Genomic DNA, 19,691 nt, shown 5'->3' on the forward strand with positions numbered 1-19,691 from the left:
CATACTGATCAACGGCTGCGCAAAGGAACTGATCCCGCTCCATGACTGTGGCTACCCGCCCATGGGCTTCCGTGGTCATCCCGATCAAGGATGAACGCGACAATCTGGTCCCCCTGACAGAGCAATTGGTGAAGGTCCTGGATGGCCGGGAAGAGTCGCGATCGGCCCCGTTCGAGTTGATCTTTATCGACGACGGCAGTTCGGACGGCAGTTCAGACGTACTGGATGGCCTGGCCGCGCAATACCGCACGGTCAAGGTCTTTCACTTCGATCGCAACTACGGGCAATCGGCGGCCTTCGACGCGGGGTTTAAGCAGTCGACAGGAGAACTGGTGATGACCATCGACGGCGACCTGCAAAACGACCCGGCTGATATCGCGACGCTGCTTCCGCACATCCAGACCTTCGATCTCGTCTGTGGCTGGCGAAAAGACCGCCACGATAACCTGACACGGAAGATTTCGTCCCGGATTGCCAACAAGGTCCGCAGCGCCGTCACAGGCGACCGTGTCCACGACACCGGCTGCTCGCTCAAACTCTTTCGCCGGGCAGTGGTGGAAAAACTGCAGCTCTTTGAGGGCATGCACCGGTTTTTCCCCGCCCTGGCCCTGATGCACGGGTTCACCGTCACCGAGGTGCCGGTGCGCCATTATCCGCGCACGCGCGGAACCTCGAAATACGGCGTTGGCAACCGTCTGTTCAAAGGCCTGTACGATCTGGTGGCCGTACGATGGATGCAGCACCGCTGCCTGCGGTATCACTACCGCATCGCCGCCACCTCCGCTTCCCGTTCGACCTCGGCCTCCGTACAGCTATGACACTCGATACCATTTGGCTGATTATCGGATTCCTGGGACAGGGGATCTTCTTTATGCGCTGGGTGGTCCAGTGGATCGCTTCTGAGCGCCATGCCGAGAGCCGCGTGCCGACGGCGTTCTGGTATATGAGCATGATCGGCGGGTTGATCACGCTCGCGTACGCCATCTATCGGCAGGACCCGGTCTTCATTGCCGGACAGAGCATCGGCAGTATCGTCTATCTCCGCAACCTCATGCTCATTCACCGCCCGAACTCTGCCGACTCCGGCACAGCATCCCCGGCGATCAAATCGTAATGGAACCTCATATGAACGGAGAAGTCCCGTCTTTGCAGACGCCTGCGCCAATTGACCGATCGATTCAACCAGTGACGCTCCTCGTCTTGTTGGCCTTGGCTGCCGTGCTGTTCTTTGTCGGGCTCGGGTCCCTCGGCCTGACCGATCGGGATGAAGGGCGAAACGCGGAAGCCGGCCGGGAAATGTACGAAACGGGCAATTACATCAGCCCCACGTTCAACTATGAGCCGCGCTTCGCCAAGCCGGTCTTCGTCTATTGGCTGATGACGGCCTCATACCATCTGTTCGGTGTCAACGAATTCGCGGCGCGATTTCCGTCCGCCCTGTTCGGTCTAGGCTTGATCCTCCTTCAGTATGTGTTTTTGACACGGTGTCGAGGACCGGTGACCGGCCTGTTCGGCGCGGCCATGCTGTTGTTGAATCTGGAGATCATCGGGCTGAGTCGCATGGCGCTCACCGACAGTGTGTTGATCTTCTTTACCACGCTGTCTCTCTATGGGTTCTGGCTGGGCCTCCATGGAGAGGGACGTGAACGCCACTTCATATGGTTCTTTTACATCGGCATGGCGCTCGGGACGCTGACGAAGGGACCGATCGGCTTTCTGATTCCTCTGCTGGCGGTGGGGCCGTATCTCTGGCTCACGCGCTCCTGGCCGCTCTTCCGTCGGCAGGGACAGCTCTTTCCTGGCCTTCTCCTTTTTCTCGCCCTGGCCCTCCCCTGGTATCTCATGATGTTGAACCTTCATGGACAACGGTATACGGCCTCCGCGCAGGGCGATACGATCGGCCGTTTCTTTGGAACCATGGAAGGACACGGCGGCACCCTGTTGTTCTACCTGCCCGTGTTCCTTCTCGGGTTCTTCCCTTGGAGCGGACTCCTGCCCTTTGCCTGGTACCAGGCCTATCGCAGCTGGCGGGAGGCACGACAGGCCGGAGCACTCGCGCCGGCTCAGGACCAGGACTCAACCCGGTCCTCACCGGCGCTCGAGTGGTTTGCCGCTGTCTGGGTGTTGGGGGGGCTCGTGTTTTTCAGTCTCTCTTCCACGCGTCTGCCGCATTATATCGGGCCACTGTTTCCCGCTGCGGCGATCTTGACGGCGTCCTTCTGGAATCGCTGTGTGACCGACCATGCTGCGCCAAACCTACGCGCCGCCATCCACACCATTACCGCCGTGGGCTGTATCCTGGCACTGGCTTTTGCTTTATTACCACCCCTCTACCCCACATGGTTAGCCCCAAAACTGATCAATGAATTTCCCCTGGCGAGACAGGTGGGGCTCGGACCGGGCCCCTATACCATCGCCTCGATTTTCCTGGTGGGCATGGGCCTCGTCGCCTACTTTGGATTCAGCGAAACAAGAAGACCCGCTGCATTCTGGGCGGCCGGAGGCTCGCTGGCTCTTGTGGTGCTGGCGACCACACAACTCATCTTTCCATTGGTGCATCTCGTGGTCATCGATCCACCGCAACGGCTGGCAGAGATTGCCGGAATGAATCTCGGCCCGAACGATCGGTTGATCATTTATGGTCAGCCTCGACCTTCATTAGTGTTCTATGCACAACGGAAAGCCATCATGGTTCCCAAGAATGAGGAGGCAAACATCAAGCCTTACCTGACTCAGCCAAACCGCACGATGATCCTCCTGCCGACGGAACTCAGAAATAGATTGCCGGTGGAAACCATAGACTATCCAGTCTTGCTTGAACAATTTGGCTATACGCTGCTGGCGAACCAATCGCTGATTCACGTCCCGGAGGATGCAGAGAAACCAGCGGTCCGGATTCCCGGGCACTGATCGTTCATCACTGCAGCGGCACAAGGCCTTTGAGGAACTGGGCGGCGATGACCCCCGCAAGACTTCCCGCCGCGCAAAGTCCGGCCTTGCGCCAGGATGGCGGAGCAAATAAACCGGAGTCCTTTGTGGCAGCATTCCATCGCGCCACACACAGGAGACCGGTGAGTCCGATCACGAGCGGAGCTCCGGTCGCAACCGCTACCCCTGCCAGCAACAAGCTTTTCGAGGTTACGACCGCCTTCACCCCGCGGCCGGTCACCGATCTCCGTTGCGGCATCACCTGCAGCACCCAACCTGCAACCACCAGCAGCACCCCGGACGCAACCAGCATGTGATCCATCGCCGGATCGACAATGCGATGGGTGAGCACCCAGAACATACCTGTCAGCAACAAGACGACAGGCGCGATGCGGACAATCGCCTGGGCGGAAGATCTGCCCCACCAATGCAGCGGCCCGTTGAAGACCGATCCGACCATAAAGCCCAACACCATCCCGCCGACCACGTCGCCGGGGAAATGCGATCCTCTCCAAATCCGGCTGGCCCCGACCCATCCGGCCAGGACAAACGGGAGCCATGAACACCTGGGCAACGCGCGCGCCAAGACGGTCGCCACGGCAACCGTCGCCGAGGTATGGCCTGAGGGAAACGAGTCTAACCCCGACTGTAACGAGGGCCACCAGTGCCATCCGTCAGAATGGGTCAAGCGCGGCCTCGGACGGCCAATGATATGTTTAAGGCTGTTCACCAGCAATGCCACTGCCCCATGGGCAAGCAGACTATCCACCGCCGTACGAATCCAAGTTTGTCGCTTGAATAGATATCCGGTTCCCAGGAGAAGCACGCTGATGGTAATCAACGTCCCCCCGTTCCCCAGTTTTTCGCCAAGATCGCCCAAGGATTGAAGCGCCGACAGATTATGCGAGCGGAGGAACCGCAGGATGGGAATATCGATGTAAAAGAGCGCGACGAATGACCCGAGCACCACAAGCGCGGAGAGGATCACCGCCGGGACCGGCGGGCAATCCGGTGGTGGCCCAGGCTGCGCCGATGCCGGCGCAGCCTGCCCGTCACCTGATTCGGTCATGGAACCCAGTCGGCAAGAAACACGTTGAATTCTCCCGGCTCTTTCGCGTTCCGGTCTGACACCCACACGAGGTGCTTTCCGTCCGGAGAGAACATGGGAAAGCTGTTGAACTTTCCGGCCACCGTCAATCGCTCCAGGCCTGAGCCGTCCTCATTGGTGAGATACAAATGAAACTCAGGCCGCCCTCCTTCATTGCGCGTTTCCACATTGGACGAGAAGATGACGCGATGCCCATCCGGATGGAAATAGGGCGAGAAGTTCGACGCGCCGTTACTCGTGACCTGCTGCTTGTTCGACCCGTCGGCGTTCATGATAAAGATGTCCAGGCGGCCCGGCTCCACGAGATTTTGAGCCAGCAGCGATTTGTACTGATCCAGTTCGTCCTGATTGCTCGGATGCTGCGCGCGATAGACGATCCGCTTACTGTCCGGCGAGAAGAACGCCCCGCCGTCGTACCCGATTTCCTGGGTCAGCCTCCGGGGATGCGTTCCGTCCAGATCCATGGTGTAAATATCCAAATCCCCGTCGCGCATGGAGGTCCAGACAATCGTCTTCCCGTTGGGGGACACCGTGGCCTCGGCGTCATATCCGGGGGTATTGGTCAATCGCTGCGGGTCCAGCCCGTCAATCCGGACGGAGAACAAATCATAGTCATCCAACGCCCACCGGTAGGCACCGCCATCCCGCTTCGGTTTGGGGGGACAATTGGGGCCTCGCAGATGAGTGGACGAGTACAACACGCGCCGGTCACCGGGGAAGAAATAGCCGCAGGTCGTGGTGCCAGAACCGGTGCTGACCATCCGGATCTTTTCGCTCACGAGATCCATCACGTACATTTGATAACAGCCGAGAGGGATATCGGCCGGATGCATCGCCGCAGCAAACGTATCTTTCATCCAATTGTTCGTGGACTGGAAAATCAGTTTGTCGCCGCTAAACGAAAAATACGCTTCGGCATTTTGCCGTCCGAATGTGAGTTGCTTGATATTGGTGAGGTGCCGCTCGGAGGAGGCCGCTGGCGTCACTGCGGTTTCTGACGGCTTGGATGCCGCACCCCCCGAACTCGTCGCAGCGAGGGAGAGCACGAGCCCCAGCATTCCTACCATGAAGTGTTTAACGTGTTTCAATTCGCACCTCTGCAGTCATCTTATCCTCCCAATCTCCCCGTGCAACCACGGCCCCTTCGTGAAACACCACATAACTCTGCCATCCGTAAAAAAACAAGAGCCGGGCCACGCGGCCAAGCGCCTGCGGCGTCACCCCGTGGAGAAGAGTCACCACGCTGCCCGGCTGATCGTCGCGCCGGCAGGATACCAGCAGCGCCATCGTAGGGCCTTCGTACGCCTTCCCGTCCACCGCAAATCCCTTCTCGCCGAAACGAACATGGTCGCCGCAGTCGCGTAGCATGTCTGCCGCCGCGGGATTCTCCCCGGGCCCGCCCAGCACCAGCAACGATCCCGGCGGCACATCCGTCGTATGGTTTCCCGGCTCTCTCACGGTCGTGCGCGATCTCCCTGGCTTCGACGCCTCCTGTGCGACAATTCGTTGAACAATGTCGGTGAAGGGACTCGGTGGCTCTGATGACACCCGGGGCAACAGAACCGTCCGTTGGGCATCCGTCACGTACAGATTCAACATAGGCGCTAACGCATTCCGTGCCACACGGCGAAACACCTGCAGCCCCGGGTCCAGTCGAACCGCCAGCGGACGTTCCGTTAGAGGCACGACCACATCTTGCTGGGCCTCCGTCAGATGGATACGCGCTCGGTGGGCACGTCCGCCGTCCAGCACAAATTCCAGATCGACCGCGATTCGATAGGGGACGCCATGCTGGGCGATGTGCACCATCGCCTCCACCGTATTCGTCTCCCCGGAAGTTCCGGTTGACGGCTGCACCCACACACGAGTCAGCTCAATTTCAGGCGCGCCGGCCCGCTCGACCCACTGAGCAAAAAACCATCGAAGGTCTCGCCCTGCTACGTCCTGAAAGATGCGCTCCAGATCACGCCACTCAGCCGCCCTTCCAAGATACTGTTCCGGTATCTGTTTCAGCGCCTTCCAAAACGCAGCTTCGCCGATTTCCTGTCTGAGCGCATGGAACACCATGGCGGATTGTTGATAACCGATGGCGTTGTCCTTTTCATCGTGCTTCTGGGCGAACCGTATGACGGGATACTCCTCGCCGGGTCGCACGTAGACGGCATATCCCATGAGCATCAATCGTCGCTGCTCGCGGGCTTGCGCCTCATCGCCCATGAGCTCATGGTAGTAGTAATTGGAGAGATAGGTCGTCAGCCCCTCCACCCAGTTGCCGCGATCGATCCGGTTGAACACGCCGTTTCCGATCCACGAATGCACGATCTCATGGCCGAGCGCATAGGGCTGCGTATAGTGCCGCTTGATCACGGCGCTTCCCAGCAGGGTAAAAGAAGGCATGCCCAGTCCGCTGGAGAAGAAATTCTCGACGACGGCAAATTGCGAAAATGGATAGGGCCCGAGCAGGGGAATGTAGGCATCAAGGTATCGCGCCGAGGCGTCCAGATATTCATCCGCTAACGAGGCTTCGTCGGGAAAGAGATAGGTAGCGAGCCGGATGGACTGCCCCGACTGCGCTGTCCAAGTGCGAGCCTTCACAATGAACCGGTTGGCGACGACCGTCAGCGCCTCGCTCTTACTCGAGACCACCCAACGCGCCGGGTCAGACTGCGGGGCTCCCTGCGTCACAGCGGTCCACCCATCAGGCAAGGTCACGGTGACGTCGTAGGTGGCAAGCGAACCATTCAGGTCGGGATACCATTGGCTTTCACTGCTGAGATACACGCCTTCAGGGCCAATGTGCCCGGAGGTCTCGCTCGGCGTGACAAACCGAAGGTGCCGCGGGTCCCGCGGCGGATCGTCGATCACCCCGCGATAGGAGAACTTCAATTCTACCGTGCCGTCTCCCCGACCTGTGGCCGGCTGCTTCAGGATCACGCGCTGCGGCTCCGACCGGCCTGATGCCTCTTCCCTCTCGAAGGCCACCTCCGGAGCCGTTTCACAGGGGGCGTGACAATGCGTGACATCCTGGATGTGCTCGACGTGAAGCGTGGGAGCGAGAGAAAACGCCCACACCTGACCGGGAGATCCTCCCGCGAGGGTCAGGCGATCCGTCGCGATGAGCTGATGGGAATCCGGCAGCAGCTCGAGCGTCAGCTGGTGATGTTCAATGGTCGGTGAAGCGGAGCCAGACTCAGCGACTGCAAGCGCAGGAACGAGGCAAACGGCAAGCAGACTGAAGCGGATGAGGCGATGCAAACAATTCACTCTTCACCGGCACCCCAAGGTGGACGATGAAGATTAACACTCCCGGCACACCATCACAAGCTGGATAGCCATCAAGGCTCGCTCCAAATCAAGCGGTTTATCCAGCACTTCTTGCGGCCCCAACGCCCAGGCGTCCGTCAGCAACGGATCATTCTGATGTCCACTCAAAATGATCGTCCGTCCGGCATAGTCGCGCCCGGCCAGGACTTTCAATAACTCTACGCCGTTCATCTCCGGCATGACGAGATCGAGGATTAACAAATCCGGCGCCGACTCCTCGATCATTCGCAGGGCTTCACGGCCATCCTTGGCGCCTCGGACACGGTATCCGCGCAGACTGAGAAAACGCATCAGGAGATCGCGCGCCATCACATCGTCATCAACGACGAGAACCTGTTCCCCGGGAGGCTGATCGGCATCATTGCTCGCCAGAGACTGGGCGCGTGATGCCTCACGCCTTGCTTGTTGGGCAATCCGATGCACCGCGCCAACCAGCACATCCAACGACAAGCCCTTCCGAAAAAAATCCGTGACGTGTAATTTTCGGGCGAGATTCTCTAATTCCTCGGTGGCCCCACCCCCCAGAATAATCACTCCGGCGCGGGGGTCGTACGTCCGAATCTCTTTGAGCACCGCTAACCCGTCCATTTCCGGCATTCGCAGATCAAGCAACGTCACGACGGGGCGAAGTTGCCGGAACAGGGATACTCCCTCCCGCCCGCTGGTCGCCGTACTGACGCGATACCCGTGGCGAGACAATGCCACCTGCAAAAGATCGCAGTGCAATCGGTCGTCGTCGATTACCAATAACGTCGTCATCGTTCTTTCTCGCCCATGTGCAACGGTTGCTGCGCTCAGGCACACCCTCAGGGTCGGCTCTCAAGAAACAGCCTAGCATGAGGTTCGCGGGATGAGAAGAAATTGAGCGAAAACGCAGGAAAGACGGTAGAGGGTCCGGTCCGGCCGGACAGGTCAGAACAATGCGTCAACAAAGGCTTTGGCGTTGAAGTCCTGGAGATCCTCAACAGATTCCCCGACTCCGATCAACCGGACCGGGATTTTCAGCGTATCAGCAATCGCCACCACAATGCCGCCGCGGGCCGTTCCATCCAGCTTGGTCAGCGCAATGCCGGTCACGCCGACCGCCTCATGAAATTGTCTGGCTTGCGCAATCGCATTCTGACCGACGGTCGCATCCAAGACCAACAGCACCTCATGGGGCGCCCCCGGACACTCTTGCGCCACAATCCGTTTGATTTTCCGCAACTCGTCCATCAAATTTGTTTTGGTGTGCAGCCGCCCGGCGGTATCGATGAGCACCACGTCCGTCGCGCGCGCCTTCGCAGCCGTGATCCCGTCGTAGGCCACGGCCGCGGGATCAGCGCCGGGCCGATGCCGGATGATGTCAACCTGTGTGCGGTCCGCCCATACCTGCAGTTGATCGATCGCCGCCGCCCGGAAGGTGTCGCCGGCGACAAGCAACGCGCTGTTCCCTTGTTGGCGAAACCGTTGGGTCAATTTTGCCACCGTGGTGGTCTTCCCAACACCGTTGACCCCCACGGCAAGAATCACAAACGGACGCGGCCCTTGCGCGATGAGTTGGTCGATTGACGCCGCTTGTGCGGGAAGCAGAATGTCCAAGACCGATTGCCGCAGCAGATCCCGCACCTTCTCGGCCGCCGAAAAATTTCCCCCGCGCATCTGTCCGCGCAAGTTCTCCATGACGCGTTCGACAACCGGCACGCCCAGATCCGCGCTGATTAAGGCAACCTCCAACTCATCTAAAAGAGCCGGGTCAGCCGCGCGCCCGAGCAGCCGATCCAGTTGTCCGGTGACCGCATCGCGTGTTTTTGAGAGCCCCTCGCTCAGTTTCTGAAACCAGCCCACCGCTCACCTCATCCTCTTCTGCCTTCACGTTCCCGATCATGCACCCCGGTCACGCATCATACTGGATCTGAATCGCCGGATACCAATAGCCTCGGTATCGGACCGATGCCACGCAGAACGGCCCGCTCGCGTCGGGTCATTCGTCTGGCCTCGGGTTCACTTCGCTCATGGTCATATCCGCACAAATGCAGAATGCCGTGAATGAGGAGTACGGCCAGTTCATGATCGACACCCCGTTGATGACGGCGCGCCTGACGAATGGCTTGTGGCAGGGAAATGACGACATCCCCCAGCAGGGCCGATGGCGGGCCGGGCCCTTCCCTGGTCGCAAAGGCCAGCACATCCGTGGTGTTATCACGATGACGAAAGCTTCGATTCAGGCGGCGCATCCGGTCGTCGCCTACGATTTCGAGGCTGAGCAACGCCTCGCGTTCACCGATGGACTGGAGGATACGATTGGCGAGGCTCCTGAGAGGCGCGAGGCGCAGCGTCCACCTCGTAAGCCGCATGCCGACCACGACCGGCATTAATGCGATTGGCCCCAGGAACCTGTGGGAGAAGATGAGGAACGGGAAACCTTGGGATCAGGACGCTGCCCTTTCACGAGATTCCCGCCTTTTCTCGATGTTCCGGGATTCGCCGGCGCGACCGAATGCCGGTCATACGCTTTGATAATTTCTTGAACGAGGCGATGCCGCACGACATCCCGTTCATCGAAATACACAAACTCAATACCGGCGATGTCCCGGAGAATGTCCCGCACTTCAATCAGGCCGGAGACGCGGTCGGATGGTAAGTCGATCTGCGTGATATCTCCCGTCACGACGGCTTTGGAATGAAAACCTAACCGGGTCAGGAACATTTTCATTTGCTCAGCGGTGGCATTCTGCGCTTCGTCCAGAATCACAAAGGAGTCGTTAAGGGTCCGGCCACGCATAAACGCCAGAGGAGCGATTTCAATATCTCCCCGATCGATGAGACGATTGGCTCGTTCCATTTCCATCATGTCGAACAGCGCATCATAGAGCGGACGAAGGTACGGATTGACCTTGGCATACATGTCACCGGGCAGATAGCCGAGCTTTTCTCCAGCCTCGACCGCCGGTCGGGCGAGGATGATACGGCTGACATCCTTTTTCATCAGCGCGCTCACCGCCATGGCCATGGCCAGGTACGTCTTGCCTGTTCCGGCAGGACCAATACCGATGACGATGTCATGCTTTTCGATCGCGTCGAGGTAGTATTTCTGCGTCGGGGTCTTGGGGACAATGAAGCGCTTTCGAGTTACGATGGGGGACGCGCTGAAGAGCAAGTCTTTAAGCGAGGCGTCTTGATTATGGCGGAGGGCGGTCAGCGCGTGCGTGACGTCATCTGATCTGAGATCGTATCCTTCGTTGGTCAGCGATGCGAGTTCATTGAGTATCCGTTCCGCCTGCTTCACAGCTTCGGGCGTACCCTCTACCGTGACTTCTTCGCCCCGTGCGGAACACCGCACCCCGAACTCTTCCTCAATCAACTTGAGGTGGCGATCGTGGTGCCCAAACAGAACCGCGGTGTTCGTGCCTTCACGTAGTTTGATCTTGCGCACGCCTGTGTCGAAAACTCCTTTCGCCGAACGTATGTCTAGATTCTAGCAAACAGCGAAAGGGGGGAACAAGGCCGGAACGGAGTGTGAGGGGAAAATTCGGCGATCAGACGTCTTGAAAAGCAGGCTACCCTTGCGGCGGCAAAGACGCCTGCGATTGGGCCGTGGAGGGAATCGAGAGTTCAAACTCCTGCCAGGCGATCCCTCCCTGCCCGTCTTCCGCCATGATCTTCACCCGATGAGTCCCCGCCACGCCCGGAATGACCTTCCAGTTCACCTGCCCCGTTGCCTTGTCGATGGTCATCCCTGGAGGTCCTGTCTCCAGACCATAGGTGACCGTATCGCCATCGACGTCCTTAGCCTGGACCATATACTCGTACTGCTCCCGATTCGTCAACGCCGCCGGACTGGAAACAATCAACGGTGGGGAATTGCCCAACGCGCTCGGGGCGGACCGGACCGGCGCAGCGGCCATATCGTGATCCCGCGCAGTCACTTCGACCACCACCACATCTTTTCGCCCAAATCCCGTGGTGTCGAGGACGTTGTCCTCACCTTCCTGTACTAGCTTGTCGTTTCTCCACCAACGATAGCTGTAGTGAATCTCATCCCGGTCAGGATCGACCGCATCGACCTTGGCAAGAACCCGACCACCCTTTTCAGAGGCATCTCCCTCGACCGTGACACGGGACACGAGCGGGGGGGTGTTCACCACAGGAAGCGGATCCGTGCGATAGGGAGCACTCTCCAACTCCCCGTCCGCGGCCACCACTTCGAGCGCGACCTGGTCACCCCGCTTCACATGGACCGGGTCTAGTTCAGCACCGGTTGCACCCAGCACAGGAGTGCCATTGATGATCCACTGAAATCGCTTCGTGGGTTCGGTCCCGTCAGGATCATCTGCCACCACATGTGCCGTGATGGGACCCGCCAGTACGAGAGGATTGGGCACAATCGTCACGAGACGAACCGCGGGAGGATGGTTATTCTTTGGCGCACCACTGGCAACCGATCCGTCTTGAGGCGAGGAGGAACAACCCCAGCACGCCGCCATGACGACACCGATCACCCCTAAACGAGACATGTGAGGAAGGCCGGGAGAGCGTAATTCACCCACTCTCCCCTCCACGACCCGACCAATTCCTTGTGTCACTGGTTTGTCCATGAGAAAAAATGACTTCGTGGATCGATGGCGACGGGAACATTGATGCCCGAACTCGGCGCACCTCCAGGTCCTCCGCATGTTGAACAATCACCGAAGTTTCCCTGACTCATGTTGATAAGGAGGCCGAAGGGACTGCCGCCGTCCCGGCCTGAGCCCATATGGACCACGATCCCGAACGCCAAGCCCTCACCGAGGGAACCGAATTTATTCACTGTCTGATTGGCGCCCGATGCAGTGGTACCGATAATCGGTTCTTGATAGGCGCTCCCCGTCTTGTAAAACAGCGCCCAGAGCCGGCTTGTTCCGGACGACACGCAAATATCATTGGTAGGAATAAAGGTGGGAAAGAACACCACCCCTCCGAAAACCGTCGGACTACTGACTGTCCGCTCTCCGATGCCATACGGAACCGGCTTCGTGGGCGGGTTGGCCGGCTCGACCAATTTCGTCACCCACCCATCTTTGCTCTGCACAAGGCTAATCAGCCCCGTAAATGTGGTCGCACCGGTCACACCGGTCACCTGATTGGTGCCACTGGCCAGTCCACAGTCGCCGACGCCTACCACGCAGACGGTTGCAGCAGTGACATCTACAAGGTCGTTGTCCATGCAGCTGGACACCCCGGATGATTGATTACACCCGGCATTGAGCACGGAATCTTTCATCCCTACAAAATACTGGGTCGAGATGTCCGTCTTATCCGACTTGCTGTAATAGCGTCCGCTACCCACAAACACCCAGACATTGGCCGCATCATCCAGCGTCACCGATGGCGCGGTGGCAACCGGTCCCATTTCCGCTCCGGAGGTAAAGGTATCCAGCATTTCCGTCGGGACGCGATTGCTGCCGGAAGCGATACCCCATTGCGCAGGATTCGTCACCGTGCCGAATTTCGACGTCGCCCCGCCAGCGCCCATTGTCAACCGGTAGATCTTTCCTCTCCACGGGAGCGCCCCATCGTTAATGACTCGACCGAAGTAGACGACGTCATGACGATAATCGAGGTCCCTGTCGAACGCCGTTATATCTCCGATATACGAATCCCAAGACCCTACGGAATACGATGTCACGAGACTATTGCTGCTTCCCGGTCCTGTGGCCAGATCGACCACAAAGACTTTGGCACTCTGCGCCACGCTCGCGTCATATCCGGTCGGGCCGGATCCCACGACCATGTGCCACCTCGCGTTCGTATTACTCGCCTTGGCATCCCCGCCCGGGTTCACCCGGACCACCGCCGGCACACTGGTCGTCAAACCCAAATCCGAGCTATTGAATGACCAGAGCAGTTTGGGATTGTCGGGATTGGTGACGTCCATGACGAAATAGGAGCTATAAAAATTATAGTTTGTGCCGCTGATCGTGACCGTCATCGGTGGCGCACCGGTTCCGGCCGTACAGGCGCCGCAACTCCCACCCATTCTGAATCCGCCGATCAAAATCGTGCCCCATCCATTGGGATGATCGGTGTCGTTGGTAAAAATTCGCACATCGGCCACCTTGAGCGGCAAATCGACGTAGTAGGCATGCTGGTAATCCGCTCGACTCAAAAACTCCAGCTGCGGCAGGAGTTCATAGGGCACAAATCCCCACAATTCATCACCCAATGGAGCCCCGGATGAATTGTCTGCCGGAGCCGTCGTAAACCAGCCATGCTCGGTGGTATTTGCGGGAGCAGAGGCGCTCGTATCGTCGCCGGGGTGGTAGTACCCGGCATTGAAGGCGTGCAGCATGCCGTCGTTTCCGCCGACGTAGGCCACCTGCCTGCGGTTGTACCACTTCTGCAGGAACGCCGAATAACTCTGATCTCCATAGATCGCATCGTGCCGGTCCCTGGGCCCCGCTACTACTGTCGGCGTCGAATGAATCACATCTCCCAACTTCCACACTTTCAGCGTGCCACTTCCGGCCGGGACCTGGAGACGGCGATCTCTGGTCGTCGCCTGTTCTGTGCATGTGGTGGCATCACATCCGCGCACAAAGTTGATGATCTTGGTTCCTTCCGCACTCGACGTGGCACGCAGGTAGGGACGAAGTGTCGGCTCGTTCGCCGTCGAAAACGCGAGCTGCTCACCGGAATCGACCACTCCGTCATGGTCGGAGTCGACCCAGGTGAGAATGGTACGAGTCGATGAATCTTTCAGCGCCAGCTGCTTGCCGGCCTCCCAAATCGGAAGGATATCACTCAGCAATTTTCCGCAGGGATTACAATCGGCCAATGTCACTTGACCGTCGCTATTCTGATCGTTCGGCAGTCCGTCACCGTCCGTATCGACGTACTTATCGACCTTCACCGAGTTGGAGACAGAATCAAAACGAGTCTTGATGATCTTGTCGACTTTGTAGTCGAGACGGCCATCCTGGTTCGTGTCCTCGCGGGTATTGCCGAAGGTGTCGATAAAAAGCGCTTGCGTGTAACCTGTCCATTTAACGTCACTCAGTGTGGACGGTTCGATAGTGCTGGGATAGAAGTAGGACTGATACAGGGCGCCTTCTCCCGTCGAGGCCGTAGCCAACACGGACACGGAGGACCCTGAGGCACTGCGCCGAAGAATGCTCGCGATGGTGGCCAGCAATTTGTCCTGGAGGTCATCGACATTGGAAGATTCGAAATAGGCGTCCGGAATGCCGTCAGGAGTGGAGGCCCCGGTCAAATTATTCTCTTTGTCCCATTCAGAGGTCTGCGGGATGCCATCGCCATTGGAATCCTCGAAGCCTCCCAAACGGGCCGTTTGCGCAAGAATTCCTCGACCATTGATATTGCCAAACGCAAAAAATGAATACACAGTCAGATTCTGAGTACCGGGCATGCAATGGCCGGTGACGGATAACCCGGCAATTGTCCCGTCATTTGTTCCACTGCAGGGCCTCAGATCGCTCGTATGAGCCCAGTAAGCTACATCGTCCAGATAGTGACTGCCGCTATCATTGTAGTCAGTTTTGTGTTCGGCCAACAAATCACTGAATGGCGTCGCCGCATTGGTATTACAGGTGCCGTTGATGGGGCGAGGCGGAACACCGTTGTCACTGCCATTGCAATGCTGCCCATGATGGGCATGGGCATAGTCCTGAATCGCCGACGGCACATTCACATCCTGCGTCGGCTCGCCATCGGTAAAAATGATGACAAACGTCCTGCAACAATTCACGACCTGAGAGGTCGACGCCCAGGGCGGGGTATGGTTCTGACCAAAGAAATACGGATCGCGGCCGCAGGCGCTCGTGATGTATCCGGCAGGGCAGGTTTCCGTACCGACTAACGCCGTGATTTCGTCCGTCCCAATGGAACCGGCGCCGCTCGTGGCAAAATTGACGCCGTTGGAGATTCCACCGGAAAAGGCAATCGGATAGACATAGCCGGTTGTAAATGTCGATTGAATCTGTGCGACATACCGCGCCGTCTCATAGAGCGATTCGCTCAGTGGTGTCCAGGTCGAGGGGTAAGACTCCTGCACCGCGTCCACCATCGCTGCCATGTTCGTATTGAACGTCTCTACGCCCGTACCGTTCCAGTCGATGGACTGACGGGAACCCGCCCCCACCAACATGCGCGCGCCTTCGCTGCTGGACTTAAATTCCACGAGGCCAAAGCGTGCTTTGCTCCCGATCTGCTGAATGACTCCCGTTGGTTCAGATGAGTACCCAACCTTCAATTCATACTTGCGAACACTGAATGAGTCGCCACAATTGCTATTGAAGCTCGTATCATCTTCAACGCAGAAATACGGCACCCCAGATGCCGCCGAGACATGAATTGAGATAGTTGCTGGATTGCTGCCACGGTCGGTCGACGGGATGCGATCCACATACGTATTGAGACCCGTTCCGCCACTATAAGTGACGTCAGCCCGTTCATTATTCACCCCGCTCCCTTGTGCGCGGACAGTTTTCAAGGCAGGGGTTCCACTGGTCGGACAGGTGCCATCCGTCGCTCGGGCTATGGCACAGTCGCCTCCGGACATCGCCCGTTTCACCGCATCGAACCGGCGCAGTGTTGCCCAATTCAGAAAATTCCCATCCCACTCCGTCGTCGAGCAAGCCGTCGACACTGCTGCCTTTGCAGTGCCGCTTTCAAATCTCTTGTCGGTCGTGTTGTAGGTATAGCAGCGGAGAGCATCAAAGTAGCCAGAATAGCGCGTGGTATTGGTCCATGTCGTGGTGGTCGAGGTACTTCCGTCCGCTAACGTCCCGCACGAGGTCGACTCGCAAGCCCGATTGCTCATACTGCCGGAATTATCCATCAGGATGATGATATTCGGCGTCGTTGCACCTGAGACGAAGGGCGGTGACGCCGTGTAATCCGCGTTGGAGACGACGGCTGCCGCATCGCTGGAGCCAAACAGACCGACACTGACACTACCGACAAGAACCATCAGCGAGGCAAAAGTTCTGCGATTCATGCGTGCTTCCTCCTCATCTCAAGCAAGACAACAGCGCCACAGTGTGGCTACGAGTTGAGACAAGACCTTTCATGCGCTATTGAGGCAAGGTGACCATCATCTTGTCGATGTGGCCTTCTTTCAGATGGAATTTGACGAGCGAGGTCGGCACAATGCGCTCCAACTCCAAGGGTCGACTTCTGTGGTCGACCACCAAAACGTTCGCTTTCAACACATAGGTCCGCCCGTCAATGCGAATCGTCGATCCCTGCACTTCATCAATCACACCGGACTGAAACCCGACCGTCGAAAAGAGCGTCAACTCCTGGTTCTGCTCGGTCTCCGCCTGCACCGAATATGACCCAACCAGCACGAGTGCCAGGAGGCCAAGCACCACAAGGAGCATCCTGTTGTTCATCACGCTCTCTCCTCTCAGTTGACCTTTTTCACACATGTATCGCCGTCCAAACAGCCATAGACCGAGGTCACCGTACTGCTTGATCCGGTCGCGGCATTCGTCGCCGTACAAGTGATTCTGTACACGAATTCCGTAGAGGTCACCCCGGTGCCCTGCCCGGACTTCGGATGTGCGTAGAGACGGTCGATGTCGCCATTGACGATAAAGCCGGGCAGATTCGTCATCACAAAATTGGGGTCCGTCGCCGCAGAGTCGGCATAGTTCTCAGCCAGCGTGCCGGTAGGGGCAGGGGAGGGAAGAGGAGAGGAGCCGTAGATCTCCTGCCAAAGAATCGCTGAGTTGGCTGCGGGAACCGGACCCGCCGGGGCAATAAATGAAGGGGGCAAGACGCCCGGTGGAGATAACGTTTGCTGGATGATGTTGGCCGCAAGGCCTTCACATGAATCCGCAGCCGCGACCACGGCTTCGGTTGTACGAAAAAATCCAGCCATACGGTTTTCCATGCTCGTCACGGTAATAGAGGCAATGCCAAGAATGGAAAGAATCAACAACATCAGCATCACGGTCAGCAAGGCAATGCCCCGCTGATTTCGTCGCCCGCATTCCCCGTTCGCTGTTGTCGCAGCAGATCCTGCCTGTCGTGGGTTCATTGCGGCGTCTCTCGCTACAGATTTCTCGGTTGGATGGTGCGGACCAGCACCCGTCTTCGTTGCTGTTGGTAGGTCTGGGCGTCATAGCCCGTGTCGGCCGACGGATTATGATCGCCGACAATCACAGGCCCCGTCGTGTTGACGGCTTTGGTGCCCTTCTCATCCAAGCCGTCGTCCGCCTTCGTCGGCTTGACGACGAGACTCACCTGCGCCATTCTGATTTTGTCAGGCGTCCTCGGCGTGATCGCCCAGGAGCCGTCGGAGACAAAATCGCCCTGAGAAAAGGTCGGAAATCCACCGGACGACGTCCCGTCTTGATCATCGATGATCCCGTCAGCATAGAGCGGATTTGGCGCCGCCTGGTTGCATCCGTCACAGGCATACGTGATTTGGAGATCTTCGACGCCATCGACGAGCGGCACGTTGTCTCTGACGAGGCATGGCGCATTACTTCCGCAGGTGGCCGGCGTATTCACGACGATTTGGTATCGCACGCACTGCATGAGATACACAGGCGTACCGATGGGAAATTGCCCGCTCACATAGTTTCCGGCCCCGAATCCGATGGACGTCGCACCGATAGTTTTGACGGTTTTTGAGACCGCCCCTCCGATTGAAATCGTGGAATCGACGGCAAGGCCCTGAGCAAGCATTTCTGTAATGGCGGTGCCTGAGAGGCTGATCGAATTGTCAAATGTCGCCGCATTGGCGGTTCCGCCCGCAGCCGCCGTCAGTGTCCATCCCGTCGTGTTCATGATCGGCAACACCATCGACACACCATCCGCGCCGGTATCAGCTCCATTCGGCGATTGATCCTGCGGAAGCAATCCGACCGGTTTTGTCACAGCGCCGATCGTGGCCTTGCAGCTACCCACCGCGGCCGTCGCCGGATCAGTCGCGTTGTAATTGAAGCCGGCAAGCTTGATGTCCCGGCTGAGGAGATCGGTCGCCAGCCGGACATTCTGCTGGGTATCCGCCACCTGCGTGTTCACGACATTGGCACGATTCGAGGTGACAACCATGGTCATGGTAGCCGCCACAATCACGACCGTGATCAACACGGCGGCCATCAATTCCACCAGCGTAAAGCCCTGTTGGTTCCGTTCACATCGACGCATCGGCATGCTCCACATCATGTCTATTCAGGCGCGACGACCGTCGTAAACACGGCGGTCTTATTCCGAGCGGTGCTCACATCTGTCTTTCTGGTTTGCCAATTCACTGTGATGGTCACCAAAAAGCGATTCATCGTCACCGGATTCGCAGTGGGATCCGGATCGAGGCGGGTTGACGTCACAACTCCTCCGGCATTGGGGAGACCGGAATTGGCCACCAGGGTTTGCCACTGCGCACAATCGCCCCAGGCCATGCGTTGCGTGCTGACGCTTTGCGGACATGCTGCGGCCGTTGTGGTGTTGTGGTAATCCAACACACGTTGCCGATTATTTTGAATGCGCTCAGCCATATCGGCGGCGATATTGGTGACGCGCGCCATATCGTTGGCATCAACATTTTTTCCCAGCGACATCCCGGACAATCCCGCGAGACCCAAGAGCCCGACTGAAAGCACTCCTGCTGCAACCATTGCCTCTAACAGGGTAAAACCCTGCTGCATGGTCGACATCAGGCCGGACGCTTCTTTTTGCTGTCTCGTGTGTTTCATTCAGCCTCTATGGACAAGTGGCCTGAGCGCACCAGTTCACCTTGCCGGAGGGAGTGACGACCAAGGAATAGACCGTCCCTTGTTGAGAGACCAGGGTCAGCGGCACGTTCGCCGTCGCCCCACTCAATCCCTGCCGAGTGAATTGCACCGTCGGACCACCGGTAAATCCGACGATCGCCTGAGGCAGCAGGATGGGGGCCAGCGCACCGCCAAAATCCACATTTACCCTGCCGGACACCAGCGCCAACGTCACGGTGACGGCGAGATTGCGATTCATCGCAGCCATCCGGGCCAGGTTCAGGCTGCCGGCCAATTCGGTCGTGCCTTGTTTCAGCTGATACCGAGCATTCCATTGCAGATAATTCGGAACGGCTACCATTGCTAGAATGCCGACAATCGCAACGGCGATCATCACTTCAATGAGGGTAAAACCCCTCTGGCAACGGGCAACGGAGGACCGGTGGTGGAAAGAAGAGACACCCATAGCGACAGGCAGATGAGCAAGTGCCATGCCGATGAATTCTCAGAAAAATACTTGTCTAAGCAATTGATATCTCAGCCGCATTCATATCCGCTGCCGCACAATTCCGAGCGTTTGCTGATCACGGAGATGACAATTTTCGTCTGATGTAGGGCGATCTTTG

The 19,691-nt window shown here is 58.1% G+C and carries 17 protein-coding genes; 3 read left to right on the forward strand and 14 right to left on the reverse strand.

Translation table 11 applies throughout. From position 1 onward, the window contains the following. Nucleotides 1-41 precede the first annotated feature (41 nt). The 3 genes from GDA65_02015 to GDA65_02025 are packed head-to-tail and all read left to right on the forward strand — an operon-like array spanning nt 42 to nt 2,910. The gene (locus tag GDA65_02015) at nt 42-818 is read left to right on the forward strand and encodes a glycosyltransferase (protein MBA5861473.1); all 777 of its coding nucleotides are present in this window, start codon (nt 42-44) and stop codon (nt 816-818) included. Then, a complete protein-coding gene (locus GDA65_02020; GenBank protein ID MBA5861474.1) occupies nt 815-1,114 on the forward strand; it encodes a lipid A biosynthesis protein in 300 nt (99 codons plus the stop codon). Before GDA65_02015 ends, GDA65_02020 begins: the two co-directional genes overlap by 4 nt. Continuing rightward, complete coding sequence (locus tag GDA65_02025) at nt 1,114-2,910, forward strand: phospholipid carrier-dependent glycosyltransferase (protein ID MBA5861475.1); 1,797 nt, start codon at nt 1,114-1,116, stop codon at nt 2,908-2,910. The genes GDA65_02020 and GDA65_02025 overlap by 1 nt, the downstream gene beginning before the upstream one ends. A gap of 7 nt (nt 2,911-2,917) precedes the next feature. On the opposite strand, the gene GDA65_02030 is transcribed toward GDA65_02025, so the two are convergent. From GDA65_02030 to GDA65_02095, 14 genes are all read right to left on the reverse strand, one after another. Beyond that, complete coding sequence (locus GDA65_02030; GenBank protein ID MBA5861476.1) at nt 2,918-3,997, reverse strand: phosphatase PAP2 family protein; 1,080 nt, start codon at nt 3,995-3,997, stop codon at nt 2,918-2,920. Continuing rightward, the gene (locus GDA65_02035) at nt 3,994-5,103 is read right to left on the reverse strand and encodes a hypothetical protein (protein MBA5861477.1); all 1,110 of its coding nucleotides are present in this window, start codon (nt 5,101-5,103) and stop codon (nt 3,994-3,996) included. Before GDA65_02035 ends, GDA65_02030 begins: the two co-directional genes overlap by 4 nt. A 7-nt stretch (nt 5,104-5,110) precedes the next feature. Beyond that, nucleotides 5,111-7,291 (reverse strand): hypothetical protein, encoded by a 2,181-nt coding sequence (locus tag GDA65_02040; protein ID MBA5861478.1) that lies wholly within the window; start codon nt 7,289-7,291, stop codon nt 5,111-5,113. A 42-nt stretch (nt 7,292-7,333) separates the two neighbouring features. After that, complete coding sequence (locus tag GDA65_02045) at nt 7,334-8,119, reverse strand: response regulator (GenBank protein MBA5861479.1); 786 nt, start codon at nt 8,117-8,119, stop codon at nt 7,334-7,336. Nucleotides 8,120-8,272: 153 nt separating this feature from the next. After that, entirely contained in the window at nt 8,273-9,187 is a 915-nt protein-coding gene (gene ftsY / locus GDA65_02050) for a signal recognition particle-docking protein FtsY (GenBank protein MBA5861480.1), read from the reverse strand. Between the two features lie 56 nt (nt 9,188-9,243). After that, nucleotides 9,244-9,714: an rRNA maturation RNase YbeY gene (ybeY, locus tag GDA65_02055; protein ID MBA5861481.1), complete on the reverse strand. Its 471-nt coding sequence runs from the start codon at nt 9,712-9,714 to the stop codon at nt 9,244-9,246. Next, the gene (locus GDA65_02060) at nt 9,714-10,775 is read right to left on the reverse strand and encodes an AAA family ATPase (protein MBA5861482.1); all 1,062 of its coding nucleotides are present in this window, start codon (nt 10,773-10,775) and stop codon (nt 9,714-9,716) included. The genes ybeY and GDA65_02060 overlap by 1 nt, the downstream gene beginning before the upstream one ends. Before the next feature lie 124 nt (nt 10,776-10,899). Continuing rightward, nucleotides 10,900-11,889 carry a hypothetical protein gene (locus tag GDA65_02065; protein MBA5861483.1) on the reverse strand — a complete coding sequence of 330 codons (990 nt, stop codon included), beginning with the start codon at nt 11,887-11,889 and terminating at the stop codon, nt 10,900-10,902. A 32-nt stretch (nt 11,890-11,921) separates the two neighbouring features. Further along, the gene (locus GDA65_02070; GenBank protein MBA5861484.1) at nt 11,922-16,337 is read right to left on the reverse strand and encodes a hypothetical protein; all 4,416 of its coding nucleotides are present in this window, start codon (nt 16,335-16,337) and stop codon (nt 11,922-11,924) included. Between the two features lie 76 nt (nt 16,338-16,413). Beyond that, a complete protein-coding gene (locus GDA65_02075) occupies nt 16,414-16,734 on the reverse strand; it encodes a hypothetical protein (GenBank protein ID MBA5861485.1) in 321 nt (106 codons plus the stop codon). 14 nt (nt 16,735-16,748) lie between these two features. Next, the gene (locus GDA65_02080; GenBank protein ID MBA5861486.1) at nt 16,749-17,384 is read right to left on the reverse strand and encodes a hypothetical protein; all 636 of its coding nucleotides are present in this window, start codon (nt 17,382-17,384) and stop codon (nt 16,749-16,751) included. A gap of 14 nt (nt 17,385-17,398) precedes the next feature. Further along, a complete protein-coding gene (locus GDA65_02085; GenBank protein MBA5861487.1) occupies nt 17,399-18,520 on the reverse strand; it encodes a prepilin-type N-terminal cleavage/methylation domain-containing protein in 1,122 nt (373 codons plus the stop codon). A gap of 2 nt (nt 18,521-18,522) precedes the next feature. Further along, nucleotides 18,523-19,047, reverse strand: a complete 525-nt coding sequence (locus tag GDA65_02090; protein MBA5861488.1) for a prepilin-type N-terminal cleavage/methylation domain-containing protein — start codon at nt 19,045-19,047, stop codon at nt 18,523-18,525. A 7-nt stretch (nt 19,048-19,054) separates the two neighbouring features. After that, complete coding sequence (locus GDA65_02095; protein MBA5861489.1) at nt 19,055-19,558, reverse strand: prepilin-type N-terminal cleavage/methylation domain-containing protein; 504 nt, start codon at nt 19,556-19,558, stop codon at nt 19,055-19,057. Nucleotides 19,559-19,691 lie beyond the last annotated feature (133 nt).

The organism is Nitrospira sp. CR1.1 (assembly GCA_014055465.1).
Taxonomy (GTDB): Bacteria; Nitrospirota; Nitrospiria; order Nitrospirales; family Nitrospiraceae; genus Nitrospira_A.

Bases quoted from the DNA above. Each gene is read 5' to 3' on its own strand.
- GDA65_02015 (MBA5861473.1), top strand. From the start codon at position 42: ATGACTGTGGCTACCCGCCCATGGGCTTCCGTGGTCATCCCGATCAAG.
- GDA65_02020 (MBA5861474.1), top strand. From the start codon at position 815: ATGACACTCGATACCATTTGGCTGATTATCGGATTCCTGGGACAGGGG.
- GDA65_02025 (MBA5861475.1), top strand. From the start codon at position 1,114: ATGGAACCTCATATGAACGGAGAAGTCCCGTCTTTGCAGACGCCTGCG.
- GDA65_02030 (MBA5861476.1), bottom strand. From the start codon at position 3,997: ATGACCGAATCAGGTGACGGGCAGGCTGCGCCGGCATCGGCGCAGCCT.
- GDA65_02035 (MBA5861477.1), bottom strand. From the start codon at position 5,103: ATGGTAGGAATGCTGGGGCTCGTGCTCTCCCTCGCTGCGACGAGTTCG.
- GDA65_02045 (MBA5861479.1), bottom strand. From the start codon at position 8,119: ATGACGACGTTATTGGTAATCGACGACGACCGATTGCACTGCGATCTT.
- ybeY (MBA5861481.1), bottom strand. From the start codon at position 9,714: ATGCCGGTCGTGGTCGGCATGCGGCTTACGAGGTGGACGCTGCGCCTC.
- GDA65_02070 (MBA5861484.1), bottom strand. From the start codon at position 16,337: ATGAATCGCAGAACTTTTGCCTCGCTGATGGTTCTTGTCGGTAGTGTC.
- GDA65_02075 (MBA5861485.1), bottom strand. From the start codon at position 16,734: ATGAACAACAGGATGCTCCTTGTGGTGCTTGGCCTCCTGGCACTCGTG.
- GDA65_02080 (MBA5861486.1), bottom strand. From the start codon at position 17,384: ATGAACCCACGACAGGCAGGATCTGCTGCGACAACAGCGAACGGGGAA.
- GDA65_02085 (MBA5861487.1), bottom strand. From the start codon at position 18,520: ATGATGTGGAGCATGCCGATGCGTCGATGTGAACGGAACCAACAGGGC.
- GDA65_02090 (MBA5861488.1), bottom strand. From the start codon at position 19,047: ATGAAACACACGAGACAGCAAAAAGAAGCGTCCGGCCTGATGTCGACC.
- GDA65_02095 (MBA5861489.1), bottom strand. From the start codon at position 19,558: ATGGCACTTGCTCATCTGCCTGTCGCTATGGGTGTCTCTTCTTTCCAC.